Raw genomic sequence first — 12,981 nt, forward strand, 5'->3', positions numbered from 1 at the left:
TATAATGCAGCCAAAGCCGAATGGAGCAGCCCCATGAAAAGGCGCATTCTGTTTGTCTGCTCGGGGAATTCAGCCCGTTCACTCATTGCTGAGGCACTATTGCGCTACTACGGGGGAGCGTTTTTCGAGGTATGCAGTGCCGGCACTGACCCTGCTCCAGTGGATGTTCGAGCTATTAGGGCGCTGCGACGCTGCGGCATCCCAATAAGTGGTCTCTACTCCAAAAGCTTAAAAGAAGTCTCTAATCGGTATTTTGACCTGGTTATTACTTTATGTGACAAGAGCCACAAAGAATATGTGTCCTCCCCTGGGCATGGAAAGTTAGCCTCTTGGGATTTTAAAGATCCAGCCAGTCGCCATTGTTTCAGGCCCTTTTACAAAACAGTATTAGAGCTCAGTACCCGGATCAAGCTATTGGTGTTGATCTACAGCAAAGCCGCAAAAGTGGCATAACTCGAATCTGAGGGAAACCTTGAACCCTGTACAATTTTATAAATGCCTGGCGGACGACACGCGCTTGCGCACACTGCTCTTGATCGTTCATGAGGGTGAGCTTTGTGTGTGCGAGCTAACCGCAGCTATGGATTTGAGCCAGCCAAAGATCTCCAGACACCTGGCCTTACTCCGCGGGGCCGATTTATTACAGGACCGACGTCAGGGTCAGTGGGTTTTCTACCGTATCAACCCTGCATTAGAGGGGTGGGCGAAATCAATTCTTCAGGAAACTTTGCAGGCAAACCGGCACTTTATTGAGGCGGCTCTACGCAACCTGATCCAGATGGGCGATAGGCCGCTACGTGCCACACTGTGCTGTTGAGCAACTCAAGACCTCAACGGCCCCGTGGCGATAGGCGCTTTTACAGTAAAAATTTATCTTCATATATGTGTTTTTTCATATATGCGAATTACTCGGGAGAGACAAAATGGCTATCAAAGTCGGAATCAATGGATTTGGTCGAATCGGGCGTCTGGTGCTACGCGCGGCCTGGGACTGGCCAGAAATCGAGTTCGTCCATGTCAACGATCCCGCTGGGGATGCTCCGACACTTGCTCACCTACTGAATTTCGACTCGGTGCATGGGCGCTGGCAGCACAATGCCGAGGCTAGCGGGGACATGATCACTATTGATGGACGACAGGTGCGCTGCAGCCACAACCTGGCCATTGCCGATACGGATTGGAGCGCCTGTGATCTTGTCATCGAAGCCTCGGGAAAGATGAAGACACGTGCCTTGCTGGAGGGGTATCTGAAACAGGGAGTAAAACGTGTACTGGTATCAGCTCCGATGAAAGAAGCTGGGGTGCCGAATATTGTTCTGGGAGTGAATCAGCATATTTATGACCCGGCAAAACATCGAATTGTTACCGCTGCATCCTGTACGACCAACTGCATTGCTCCAGTGGTTAAGGTGATTCATGAAAAGCTGGGCATCAAGCATGGCTCTATAACCACAATTCACGACATCACCAATACTCAGACGATTCTCGATGCGCCCCATGCAGATCTGCGTCGTGCCAGGGCCTGTGGAGCCAGCTTGATTCCCACGACTACGGGTTCGGCCACCGCCATTACCGCAATTTTCCCAGAGCTGAGCGGCAGACTGAATGGCCACGCCGTGCGGGTTCCGCTAGCCAACGCCTCACTAACCGATTGTGTATTCGAGCTTGAACGTGAGACGACAGTTGAAGAGGTCAACAGGCTGCTTAAAACCGCAGCCGAAGGTGCGCTGAAAAATATTCTCGGCTTTGAGGAGCGCCCTTTGGTTTCCGTGGATTATAAAACCGACCCGCGCTCCAGTATTGTCGATGCCCTCTCCACCATGGTGATTAATGGCACCCAGGTCAAAATTTACACTTGGTATGACAACGAATGGGGCTATGCAAACCGCACCGCGGAACTAGCCCGTATGGTTGGCACCGAAGGGTCAATAGATTGAAGATCATTTGATCCCTTGTAAAACTGGCCTGGCTTCCAGGCCAAATTGAGCCCAAGTAGTAAGAGCCCGAATCAATGCCGTTCCTCTCCTCCCTCCCCCCCTCTGTGCGCCAATATTTACTGGTAACTGGAAACTATTGGTCTTTCACCCTCACCGACGGCGCACTGCGTATGCTGGTGTTACTGCATTTTCATACTTTGGGGTATACCCCAATGGAAATCGCCCTGCTTTTTCTGTTCTATGAAATTTTCGGGGTTATTACCAATCTGGTGGGAGGATGGCTGGGAGCACGCGTGGGGCTCAATCACACCATGAATATTGGCCTAACATTGCAGATTACCGCGCTGGCCATGCTCCTGGTTCCTTCGAGTCATCTCAATGTTCCTTGGGTTATGGCCGCTCAGGGGCTCTCCGGCATTGCCAAAGACTTGAACAAAATGAGCGCAAAAAGCTCGATCAAACTGTTGCTGCCTCCCTGTGCCCAGGGGGCGTTATATCGCTGGGTAGCCCTGCTCACTGGCTCTAAGAATGCGCTTAAAGGCATTGGCTTTTTCCTCGGGGGAGCCCTGCTGGCACTGCTGGGCTTTCGCGGGGCAGTATTATTAATGGCAGCGGGTCTCGCACTGGTATTGCTATTAAGTATGAGGTTTCTTCAGCGGGATCTGGGCAGATCCAAGGCTAAATCCCGTTTTAGGGATGTGTTCTCTAAAAGTCGGGCTGTAAATGTCCTTGCCGCGGCAAGACTATTCCTCTTTGCCGCGCGCGATGTATGGTTTGTGATCGCTCTACCCATTTTTCTAGCAAGCCAGTTTCATTGGAGCCACTGGCAGGTAGGTGCCTTCTTGGCCAGCTGGATAATCGGCTATGGGGCTGTGCAAGCCTTTGCACCTAAAATCACTGCAAGTTTCTCCCCTGCAGTTCCAGATGGTCGAACAGCCCTACTCTGGGGTGCCGCTTTGAGCCTGATCCCATTACTGATTGCCCTTGCCCTACACACCGGTACCCACACAGAGATCAGCTTATTAGTGGGCTTACTATTTTTTGCTATCTTATTTGCCGTCAATTCCTCTGTGCATAGCTACCTAATTGTCTCTTATGCCAGAGAAGATGGGGTTTCGATGGATGTGGGCTTTTACTATATGGCCAACGCCATGGGGCGCCTTGCCGGAACTTTGCTATCGGGTTGGATATTTCAAACGGCCGGCCTTCAAGCCTGCCTACTGGCGTCCACTGGCTTGCTACTTCTCACAACCGTAATATCTCTCGCATTACCTAAACACAGTGAAGATAACCGCCCGCTAATCAATGCTGCGAGCTGATTAGAGTGAATCTGCGGAACTGGGGGTGAACGGCAACAGGTACAACTCTGTTTCTGCTATTCGTTGAAACTCTCTGGGAGGATCACAGCCTGCCAATAATGCGAGGGAACTGGACCATAAGACCCACGAAAAAACACGAAAACAGCTTTGCATAAATACCACTCGGGAACTGGCTTAAAGCAACCAGTCGGATAACGACTTCGGTGAGCGCCCAAACTGCCCGAGCACAAAGTGTTGGCTGCAGTTATGACCAACTGAAGCTTAGAAAACTGGGAAGTAAACCTCCATGCCAACTTGGCATCAAATTCTGCCATTTCAGCGAAGTTAACCCTAACAAAGTGATCTTGATTCAAGCGAGCCAGTAAAGTTGGTATTCAGATTTACCTGGAAAGATCTCCGAAACGTGCACATACATCAATCGCCGGGACAATGTCGAAATCTAATGCTAAAGCCAGCTTTAATACTCTCTCAAGTGCGGACATACGTTCCGGGTTAATGCCCGTTACATGTGCATGGCAGATCAAGGTTATTAATCCATTACCTTTCGCTACCTTCCTGATCACTTGGCACCAGAAATCTGATAATGCTTTTGGGTTGCGTAAACCATTGCTAGCAAGGTTGTAGTGAATGGCATCCACCATGAACCACTGCCAGGGAATACAGATCAAGCCACTTTCCAGCTGCTGGATCTCATCTCCAGAAAATCCTTTCACGTCGCTGGGAATGCTTTTCGGTAGGGAGGTCTCTATACTAGAGTCATAAATGAAACCATCATCAACGAGAATCTGCCGGGTAAATTGCCCTACCTGGCCGCCGGGAGCCCGAAAGCCAAAAGGCTGTATACCGCGTAATTGCAGGGCCTTTAAACCATCATGGATGTACTGGCGAGCTGCACGTTGATCCAAGCTAGAAAAGCCTTCATGAATCCACCCATGCAGGCCAATTTCATGGCCGTCATTATAAATATTCTGAATCAGTTTCCCATAATGCAGAGCACTCCAACCTTCTACAAAAAAGGTCGCGTGTATTTTCAGGCGTTCCAATAGCCGTAATAATTGAGGAAATCCAATAGTGATTTCAGGGGCTTCCCAGTTGGGTACAGCAGATTCCCTAAGAAACACTTTTCTAGCCTCACCGACATTATCAAAGGTCAAGCAGAGAATCCTGGGCCTATGGTTCTTAGTAAGCAACGCCATAACAGGACCATTGTAATTATTGGTAAGTTGACGGCCTCAAAAAAAGCCTGCGTTTCACTTGTTACCGGTAGTCATTCTAACCAGTGTTCGATCTTTCTTTATAAAGTGATGATAAAGAGCCGCCAGGGCATGCCCGAGAATAAGCAACCAAACAAGCCATTCTCCCAGAACTTCCTTATGTATAAAATCGATAGGTTCTTCAAATTGCTTAAAGGTCATCCCCATTGTATTCTGCATAATATTCGTAAAAAATGACGTATCTGCAAACTGAGGGATTTCAAAAAGAAAAAAATATTCAGTATTCACCCCAGTCCCCAGATATCCGGTTAGTGGTGACAATATCATGACGACATACAGCAGAAAATGGCCTGTATGGGTGGCAATGTGCTCTAACCTTGAGCCTGGCTCCAATCTGGGGGTGGGGTTCGTGAGACGCCAGAATATTCGCAACAGCACAAGCGCTCCAATCGTTACGCCAATAGACAAGTGAAGCTGTAGGGCAATCCAGTTTTCCGGCGTCTCTTCTTGTGTAAACCATTGGCGGTAATAGACACTGATATAAGATCCCAGGAATAATAATGCGACACTCCAATGCAGCCACTTGGCAATAGAGCCATAGTCGTACGAATTGTTCCTAATACCCATTAGTCGCCTTCTCTAGAAGTTTAAAGCCTTATAAATGACAAACCTTGAAGGCGGACAAGCACCATAGATAAAACCACATGAAGCCCCCTCATATATAGTTAATGGGCAGATTTCAAATTCCCAATAGACCACACAAAGAATCACGATCGCTCTTTAATTTGAAAGGATTTGGCAACACCTACAAAAAAGAACAATACTCCCACCGCCTGCACCAAATGATAAAAACTATTATGACCAAGCACCCAAACATAAACAATTTCCTCTTCAGCACTCAGCTGAAAAATCCCGGAAATTACGGAAACAATGGCACCCAGAACCATATACCAGGAGCCTCTCAGCTTATTAGCCAATCCCAGCCAGGAATAACCAATGATAACAGGAATCATTATAAGAATCTGGCAAGTAACAAACACAACAAAGCCATTGACTCTAGTCGCCGCTACCCAAAAAAATATCAAGCTCGCCAGACAAATATAGGGCAACCCTTTTTTTGACAAACTCTCACCTAAAAGATCATTCATAACTGCGACGACAAAAGATGCCAGAAAAGCGCCCAACAGGAACAAAAGTATATACCATAAGAAAACTTCGATGTTTTCAGGAATCTGCAGCCCATGTATCAAGCCAGCCAAAAAGGAAACAACAACTAACAAACCATAGAAAAAAATCCAGGAATTTCTTTTCCATCGTGGTTGAAGCTCAGGACGACATAAATAAATCAGGATTATCACTGCAGCTATAGTAAGGATAAAATCCGTTATAGCCGACATCTGCTGAGCGGGAACATCTGTAAGTTTAATCACCAGATTCAGGCCCCTTACCCCCAAGGTTCTATTTGGACGGGTAATATTGTAGTGCGTTGATATAAATGATAAGGAATCTTAACAGGGGGCAGCCTACCCATCAGGCTTGAGGGTGTTCAGCAGCCACTTAAAACCACACAACCCCAAAAGTCCACCTATAAGAATTCAATTGCGGCAGATAATACCTCTGCCGCTGAAGCCCTCACTACAACCAATACCAAAGAGCCGCTAACAGGTTAATCATCATCATTGCAAAGTCCATCACAAAAATAAACCTCATAACGCCCCTTACTTTCCAAGCTCCACCACCACTGCGATTCTTAAGTGCAACAGGCAAGTTATAAATAAACTGCGAGCCATGTGTAACCGAAAAAGTAAAAAGCAGAACAGCTCTTTGTATATCACTAGAGAAAGAGGCGTGGTTAATTAGCAGTAAAATGTTGAGCAACGCCAGAGAAAAGTTAAACCCTCCTAGAAACTTGCCCGATTCAGCCAATATACCAAAGACGGGGGTATCCCTTTGCTCTCTGGGGACTAGCAATTTGGCAAATACCCTACCGCGCAATGAGAACACATTAAATCCCATTAAGAACCAAATACAATTTAACACCAGGATTGCTTCAAAGATCACACCAGCCTCCAATAATTATTCTTGTGAACACTTATATTTCTTATGTGGCCAAATATACGATGGCGCTTTACGCCTTAAATTACATAATCCGCCATTGATTCAGGTGTTGCTGAACACCGGCCAGCGCTCCACGATTTCGCCCTGGTCATACACAGCAATATCCCCGAACTGAAGAAAGACTGATTCACTCTGAGTAGGGCGAAAGAAAACCCAGTCATCTTCTGCAAGAGTAACTTTACTGGACGCATTCAACATTTCCTGATTAGTGGAGCGCCCATAGATTGGATTAATCGAGAGACCTTTTGGGGATTCTGGTCGAGCCTTCCAATACCCACCAGAGACGAAGTATGTTTGGGCTCGATTGGGGTTCAGCCAACGCATGACTGTAGTCATCCCCTCCAAACCGGGAATCTGCGTATGGGGAAGCTTCTTTAAAACTGGGCTTGCAATGAATGCTGCTGCTACATGATCTTCTAGGGTAGGAATATCAAAGTCTAGGGGCTTAACCAAGCATGATCCTGCCGCTAGTTCATTACAGGGAGCCCTGCCAGCTCGACCTTTATACAACTGGTAAGTAGGGCTACCGGCCCCATTCAATGTCGGGTTCTCGGGAAAATGCTCCCCCAACAACTGCCGGGCTTGCGCTAATCGCTGCGAGTATATGTCGAGACCGCGATCAATCGCCTTCTCTGGCCCCCCCAGAATTCCCGGCATTTTAGCCGCATGGGCGTCATACCCCATAAAGCCTGACAGCTGAAGCTGGGATTCTCCCTGAATAATATTGAGCATTTTAGTAAGGCTTTGCGCATCACCTATTCCGCCTCTGTGTAATCCTACATCCAATTCGATGTTGATACGCAGCCTTTGCCCCAGGCCATTGGCCAGCTCTGCGTACTGCTGCAAGCGGCGCGGGCTGTCAATAAGCCACTGAAGTTGAGATGCGGGATCAAAACCACTTGAAGGTAAGCTCTTGTAAAAGCTCTCAGCAGCGGCGATCGGGAAAGGCTTACCTAAGAGGATATCCGCCTCGGGTTGTGATTGTGCCAACTGCTGCAAGAAAGGCAGGTGAAACACCATAATTCGCTGGGTGCCAGTTTGTTTGGCTACAGTCTCTAGCAAGCCCAGGGCAGGAAGGGACTTGGCTACGATACGGTAATCGTAATGCCCCTGTAAGTGCCGCGAAAGTACCCCAGCATTGGCCTTTAGTCGCCTTAAATCGACTACCATCGTGGGGCCCGATATTCCCGCCGAATGCAATGCCCTGGAGACGCCCGCAAAATAATCATCATGCCCCCCCTGCCCCATGGGCTCGGGCCTTAATAGTGGCAGTGACGCTGCAGCAGCCAAGGCTGTGCCACCCAGTATAAATTTTCGCCGCCCTCTATCCACAGTGCTCCCCTCTAGTCCCACCAAGTATTTGCCGAATAGCCATCCAACTGCTCAAAGGTACCGCGGCTCGCCGCATAAAGATCAGCCAGTGAGCTTTTTCAGGTAGGGGTTCAAGAACTTCCCCATCGGGTCGAGTGAACGCCTAACCTCTAGATAGTCCTGCCAGCGGGGATAGAGTTTTGCGAAATCCATTTTGCCCAACGTATTGAGCTTGCCCCAGTGTGGTCTGCCACCATACTTACGCATAATCGGTTCCAATGCCTGAAACAGGGGCTGATAATCTTCCTCAAAATAGCGGTGCACCGCGATTGAAACAGAGTCCTGCTGGTAGAAAGGACTCAACCAAATATCGTCCCCCTTTACAAAACGAACTTCGATCGGGAAGAACACGTTTAGGTTGTTCTCTTCGATGGCTCGTCGTAACTCTGCAAAAGCGGCCAGCCCCGCTTCCCGAGGCAGGTGATATTCCATTTCATTAAAGCGTACATTGCGTTCACTGGCATAGTTTCGCCAGGAGGACTCCACAACCACTTCCTTTTCGATATCCTCTATAGCGGATTTCAAGGCAAATTGTCGAAGTTTCGGGGACCAGCCGAGCCAATCTCGCACTGTTTTAAGGGTCATTACCGCTTCGTTGGTATCTTCCCGCTCGGTTGAAAAAATCTCTTCATCCGTCAGTTGATGGGAGTCCGCCATGCACATACTGGAAAATGGAATGTAGTAGAACTCAAAATTTCGGTTCGAATCAGCCAAAGATTCTGCCTGCTCAAGCACCTCTTGTAGAGGTGCCACCCAGGACTCTCTGCGAAGTCGATAGCTTGGCTGATTTTGCATACGTACCTTGGTCATCAGCCCCAGGCTCCCGAGGGAAACCTTTGCCGCAGAGAATACTTCAGAGTTTTGTTGCATATCACACCAAAGTGTATCGCCACCCGCTGTCACCAACTCTAGGCCAGTCACATAACTAGACATACAACCCAGACCGGCCCCTGTTCCATGAGTGGCCGTCGCTAAACAACCGCCCAGAGTCTGCTCGTCGATGTCCGGTTGGTTAATTAACGCTTGCCCAATATCCTCTAGTGGTTGCCCTAGGTCTGCGATACGAGTGCCAGCGTAAATCGTGGCCTCGGCTGTTTCTTTACTGTGATCCAGCACTCCGCTAATACGCCCAAGCGAGATGATCGTGTCATCCGTGGGTACTAGAGGCGTAAAGGAGTGCCCAGCACCTACGGCTCTAATAGTGCCTTTGGAGTCGGCTACGCGTTGTTGTAATTCAGCTATTGTTTTTGGCGCGAGGCGCTCACTGGGCAAACACACTTGAGAACCGGACCAGTTGCGCCAATGAATACCCTTGCGTTTTATTGGCTCGGCGGCTTGTACCAGAGTACGGGCAATAGACGAAACTGGGGCTGCGGCGAGAGCGGTGGAACCTGCAGCGATAGTGGCAATAAAACGACGACGTGACTGATGCATAATCCCCTACTCCGCAGTGGCCATAAAGGCAATCAACTGTTCAAACTGTTCAGGTGAACACTCAAAGCAAAGTCCCAGAGGCGGCATCCCCTGAAAGCCATTGATTGCGTTATCTACCAGCACATCCATCCCCTTATCCAGACGTGGCTCCCAGGTTGCAATATCCCCAGTTAAAGGCGCGGCACTGGCACCAGTACTGTGACAACTACGACAGGTACGTCCATAAATTTCAGCAATTTCAGGATCTGTAGGGGTTAATGAAAGGGCTCGCTGAGTCAAAGCCAAGCGATTTTCGGCACTCTCTTCAGGGAGGTCCGAGCACCCACTTATCATCACGGCAAAAAACAAGGGGGCACAGAGGAGCCTTACGCTCCGGCGAGGTCTTACCGGTTCCATGTATGTACACCTACTACATTATTGTTAATATTTCTCAGGTGCTTAAACCTGAGGTTGGCGCTGTGTACTTAAACTTTAAGTATTGTTAAACAGGCTGGCAGTTAAGACAACCAGCGGAACCAACCAGTCTATTTGTAATCCTGTTTATCAACTTTTTGGGTACCAGTTAACAGAGACTAAACAGATATTTTTTATTAGTATTGATTTTATCTAATATAAATTTCTCAGCGGGTTCCTATTAAATATCTAACGTTCAGTGTTGTTAGATATCGTTGATGGGTTGGATAAACCCTCTTCTGTTCGTAAGTAGGTGATATCCCCGACCCATTTCTGACTCGGCGCTTCAGCATTGAAGTTCTGCTCGAGCAGATTTAGAGCCACTGGCAGGCCATGTTTTGAGTAGATTGTGGCTTTATATCTCTTAGCTGCTTTGGCTCGCAGGCCCTGTCGACGCATACTGGCAGTAATTGTTTTTTGTTTATATTTATTACCTTCACTGGTCAACTCCTTCGTCAGGCGAGGGGCGCCACTACCTTCTTTACTGGCTATAAAGCGCTGCTGGAGCTTGGATTGGCCGACCGATCTTGACACCCGGTTGCAAAGCCCTCTGCGAGATCTGCTCAACACCTCAGCCACCGCTTTGATGTGAACTCTTGCCTGTGCTTTTGTATGAAGGCGTACCGCATTTCAGGCTCTTTGCAAAGTAATCAGCGGTCTTTTTTAAGGTCGTCAGTACTAGGGCATCTTTTCTATATTTCTCAGAGTATTTTTTACGAGCAGTTTTGGTTGATTTACTTGGTCTTATCATAGAGCACCTCTGCTGCGTGGTTTATCGCTTTAGAGAGTGTCCCTCTTTGGTGGATAGGATCAGATCGTGTCATAGGGCACCTCTGCTGCGTAGTTTATCGCTTAAGAGAGTGTCCGTCTTTTGTGGGTAGGATCAAATCTCCCCAATGAATCCTGATAGCGGCAGATTCCAAAGCAAGCTATTATTCGTGGTGGGCGGCATCGCGTACGCACAGTTCTGTTTTTTTCATCATGTAGGCTTACAACATCATCTCAAATTAAAGCCGATGTGTAAGCGATTAGTCGACGCTGGTAAACCTAAAAAAGTCGCTCTCATTACCTGCATGAGAATGCAACTTAGCATCCTGAATATTATGATGAAAAAAAACACCTACTGGAATGAAAATATGGCTTAAAGCTTGATGGGTAACTATAGTCACCTGCTATAGGTTAAGATTCATAAAAATTCAACCTTGCGTGCTCCCGCTGCATACGCCATTTCACCTAGACACCGCTGCTCAACCTCAGATAGGCCGCCCTCAGACATTTCTTTAGCTTCTAAATGCAGTATCGGCTTAGGTTTGAATAAACCGGTAGCCCCAATTTCTTTGAGGCCACCTTTAAGGCATTCGACTGCGAGAAGAAATGTACCAACCAATAGGCGAGTTGTTGTGTATGGCTGTATTGGTTTCACGACAACGTTTTGGGTGTCCGGGCGACCAAGGGGCAATTGCTGCGGCTTGTATGGTTGTTCTTGACCGATTCTGATGTTGAAAATCATTTTCGTTAACGGGTAAATTGAGACCCACCTTCGGCGGCCACCGAAGGCCTTGTTTGTCACAGTTCGTTGCTGCGCCGGTTTATAAAGACCGTTAACAAGTAGGAACGTGACAGACACTCACTAGGCATAACTCGAATAGTCATGTGGGCCTCGAGCCCGAATAGCAAGGCGGAGATAGCTTATCTTATGGAACCTCAAGAGATCAATGTCGGTATCGATACCAGCAGTAAACAACTCGATATTTATGTGAGACCTACTGGCCAGTTTTTTAGTGTTGCCAATGATAAAAATGGCATTAAGGATGCCATTAAACAACTACAACCTCTTAAACCTCAAAGAGTATTAATAGAGTCTACGGGAAGACTCGAGTTACAGTTTGTTTGCGCCGCCGACAAAGCAGGATTACCTATTGTTGTTTGCAATCCTTCGCAGATAAGAAGCTTCGCTAAATCCGCAGGTCGCCTCGCCAAAACTGACAAGCTAGATGCAATGGATATTGCACATTTTGGTGAGGCCATGAAACCAAGGCTGTCGACGCTAAAAACAGAAAAACTTAGGGAGATCAGTGACTTACTTACTGTAAGAAGCCAGTACTTAGAGATGAGCACAATGCAAAAAAATCGGCTTCAGCGGATGCCTAAATCAGTACACAAACCTATCCAGACCATTTTAAGCACCATTAAAAAAGAGTTACAAAGTATCGACAAAAAACTGGATAAACTTGTTAACAGTGTGTCTGAGTGGCGGCAAAGGCGCGACCTATTGTTGAGCGCTAAAGGAGTCGGAAATGTATTGGCTTATACGCTGATGAGTGAACTTCCTGAGCTCGGAAAATTGAACCGTAAAGAAATCGCTGCACTTGTAGGTGTCGCCCCAATGAACCGTGATAGCGGCAGCTTCCAGGGAAAGAGATATATTCGAGGCGGAAGGCATCGTGTACGTACGGTTCTATTTGTTTCCATCATGTCGGCCATACAACATCATCCCAAACTAAAGCCAATGTATAAGCGATTAGTCGACGCTGGCAAACCTAAAAAAATCGCTCTGATTGCCTGCATGAGAAAGCAGATTACGATCCTGAATACGATGGTAAAAAATAACACCTACTGGGATGAAAGTATGGCTTAACAACTTGACGAACAACCATAGTCACTTGTTATGAATTTTTAAATGCATACTGTACAAATGAGTTGATATAAATCCTCTCGATTTGGCATGCTTGATTTTGGAGAAGACTTAATCGCCTTATCAATCTCATATAAAAAACCTTTACCTGGAGGGAAGGCTCCAGTTTCAAGGCCGTCAGCGATGATGCTTAACCATTTTTCCTGCTGTTCAGCTTGCATGTAATAGGAGGCGAACTTCACCATTGCCTGATAGCAGTCTACGTCACTGGGCCAATCCATAACTTTCACTAATACTCATAACAGTTAATTCAAAAGAGGCGTCTTTACATCATTCTTCTATATATTTCTGTCCCACCTAGCCAAGCCGACCTCAAAAATCGTCCAATATCAACGGTTAGAGTCAATGGCATGATATTCTATAAATAGATATACAGCAGCTGCTCTATATCTACATGATTTTTCTGCTTTTGATAATATTGGCAATCCCTTAAAAGTCAG

The 12,981-nt window shown here is 47.3% G+C and carries 14 protein-coding genes; 5 read left to right on the top strand and 9 right to left on the bottom strand.

Annotation, left to right across the window (positions count from 1 at the left end; translation table 11 throughout):
* The first annotated feature begins 33 nt into the window (after nt 1-33).
* The 4 genes from ACCI51_RS14320 (at nt 34) to arsJ (ending at nt 3,256) form a co-directional block, all read left to right on the top strand.
* Nucleotides 34-453: an arsenate reductase ArsC gene (locus tag ACCI51_RS14320; RefSeq protein WP_299585821.1), complete on the top strand. Its 420-nt coding sequence runs from the start codon at nt 34-36 to the stop codon at nt 451-453.
* A gap of 19 nt (nt 454-472) precedes the next feature.
* The gene (locus tag ACCI51_RS14325; protein WP_371844231.1) at nt 473-817 is read left to right on the top strand and encodes a metalloregulator ArsR/SmtB family transcription factor; all 345 of its coding nucleotides are present in this window, start codon (nt 473-475) and stop codon (nt 815-817) included.
* A 106-nt stretch (nt 818-923) separates the two neighbouring features.
* Nucleotides 924-1,937 (top strand): ArsJ-associated glyceraldehyde-3-phosphate dehydrogenase, encoded by a 1,014-nt coding sequence (locus tag ACCI51_RS14330; protein WP_371844232.1) that lies wholly within the window; start codon nt 924-926, stop codon nt 1,935-1,937.
* Nucleotides 1,938-2,011: 74 nt separating this feature from the next.
* Nucleotides 2,012-3,256 carry an organoarsenical effux MFS transporter ArsJ gene (gene arsJ / locus ACCI51_RS14335; RefSeq protein ID WP_371844233.1) on the top strand — a complete coding sequence of 415 codons (1,245 nt, stop codon included), beginning with the start codon at nt 2,012-2,014 and terminating at the stop codon, nt 3,254-3,256.
* 380 nt (nt 3,257-3,636) lie between these two features.
* Here the strand turns inward: arsJ and ACCI51_RS14340 are convergent, their stop codons facing one another.
* The 8 genes from ACCI51_RS14340 to ACCI51_RS14375 form a co-directional block, all read right to left on the bottom strand.
* A complete protein-coding gene (locus tag ACCI51_RS14340) occupies nt 3,637-4,410 on the bottom strand; it encodes a polysaccharide deacetylase family protein (RefSeq protein WP_371844234.1) in 774 nt (257 codons plus the stop codon).
* A 96-nt stretch (nt 4,411-4,506) separates the two neighbouring features.
* Complete coding sequence (locus ACCI51_RS14345; protein WP_299585811.1) at nt 4,507-5,097, bottom strand: cytochrome b; 591 nt, start codon at nt 5,095-5,097, stop codon at nt 4,507-4,509.
* A gap of 140 nt (nt 5,098-5,237) precedes the next feature.
* Nucleotides 5,238-5,900, bottom strand: a complete 663-nt coding sequence (locus ACCI51_RS14350; RefSeq protein ID WP_299585809.1) for a DUF6962 family protein — start codon at nt 5,898-5,900, stop codon at nt 5,238-5,240.
* A gap of 205 nt (nt 5,901-6,105) precedes the next feature.
* Nucleotides 6,106-6,531, bottom strand: a complete 426-nt coding sequence (locus tag ACCI51_RS14355) for a hypothetical protein (RefSeq protein ID WP_299585807.1) — start codon at nt 6,529-6,531, stop codon at nt 6,106-6,108.
* Nucleotides 6,532-6,630: 99 nt separating this feature from the next.
* On the bottom strand, nt 6,631-7,920 hold the full coding sequence (locus tag ACCI51_RS14360; RefSeq protein ID WP_299585805.1) for a DSD1 family PLP-dependent enzyme: 1,290 nt from the start codon (nt 7,918-7,920) through the stop codon (nt 6,631-6,633).
* Nucleotides 7,921-8,001: 81 nt separating this feature from the next.
* Nucleotides 8,002-9,393, bottom strand: a complete 1,392-nt coding sequence (locus ACCI51_RS14365) for a D-arabinono-1,4-lactone oxidase (protein WP_299585803.1) — start codon at nt 9,391-9,393, stop codon at nt 8,002-8,004.
* 6 nt (nt 9,394-9,399) lie between these two features.
* The gene (locus tag ACCI51_RS14370) at nt 9,400-9,789 is read right to left on the bottom strand and encodes a c-type cytochrome (protein WP_299585801.1); all 390 of its coding nucleotides are present in this window, start codon (nt 9,787-9,789) and stop codon (nt 9,400-9,402) included.
* 1,243 nt (nt 9,790-11,032) lie between these two features.
* The gene (locus tag ACCI51_RS14375; protein WP_299585797.1) at nt 11,033-11,416 is read right to left on the bottom strand and encodes a hypothetical protein; all 384 of its coding nucleotides are present in this window, start codon (nt 11,414-11,416) and stop codon (nt 11,033-11,035) included.
* Nucleotides 11,417-11,542: 126 nt separating this feature from the next.
* Here ACCI51_RS14375 and ACCI51_RS14380 point away from each other — a divergent pair, with 126 nt between their 5' ends.
* Nucleotides 11,543-12,484: an IS110 family RNA-guided transposase gene (locus ACCI51_RS14380; protein WP_299585795.1), complete on the top strand. Its 942-nt coding sequence runs from the start codon at nt 11,543-11,545 to the stop codon at nt 12,482-12,484.
* Nucleotides 12,485-12,522: 38 nt separating this feature from the next.
* Here ACCI51_RS14380 and ACCI51_RS14385 read toward each other — a convergent pair whose 3' ends face one another.
* A complete protein-coding gene (locus tag ACCI51_RS14385) occupies nt 12,523-12,771 on the bottom strand; it encodes a hypothetical protein (protein WP_371844238.1) in 249 nt (82 codons plus the stop codon).
* Between the last annotated feature and the right edge of the window lie 210 nt (nt 12,772-12,981).

Source organism: Microbulbifer echini, from assembly GCF_041447225.1.
GTDB classification, from domain to species: Bacteria; Pseudomonadota; Gammaproteobacteria; order Pseudomonadales; family Cellvibrionaceae; genus Microbulbifer; species Microbulbifer echini.

Excerpts from the sequence above, each read along its gene's own strand:
- ACCI51_RS14330 (WP_371844232.1), top strand. The coding sequence starts at position 924 with ATGGCTATCAAAGTCGGAATCAATGGATTTGGTCGAATCGGGCGTCTG.
- ACCI51_RS14320 (WP_299585821.1), top strand. The coding sequence starts at position 34 with ATGAAAAGGCGCATTCTGTTTGTCTGCTCGGGGAATTCAGCCCGTTCA.
- ACCI51_RS14345 (WP_299585811.1), bottom strand. The coding sequence starts at position 5,097 with ATGGGTATTAGGAACAATTCGTACGACTATGGCTCTATTGCCAAGTGG.
- ACCI51_RS14370 (WP_299585801.1), bottom strand. The coding sequence starts at position 9,789 with ATGGAACCGGTAAGACCTCGCCGGAGCGTAAGGCTCCTCTGTGCCCCC.
- ACCI51_RS14380 (WP_299585795.1), top strand. The coding sequence starts at position 11,543 with ATGGAACCTCAAGAGATCAATGTCGGTATCGATACCAGCAGTAAACAA.
- arsJ (WP_371844233.1), top strand. The coding sequence starts at position 2,012 with ATGCCGTTCCTCTCCTCCCTCCCCCCCTCTGTGCGCCAATATTTACTG.
- ACCI51_RS14365 (WP_299585803.1), bottom strand. The coding sequence starts at position 9,393 with ATGCATCAGTCACGTCGTCGTTTTATTGCCACTATCGCTGCAGGTTCC.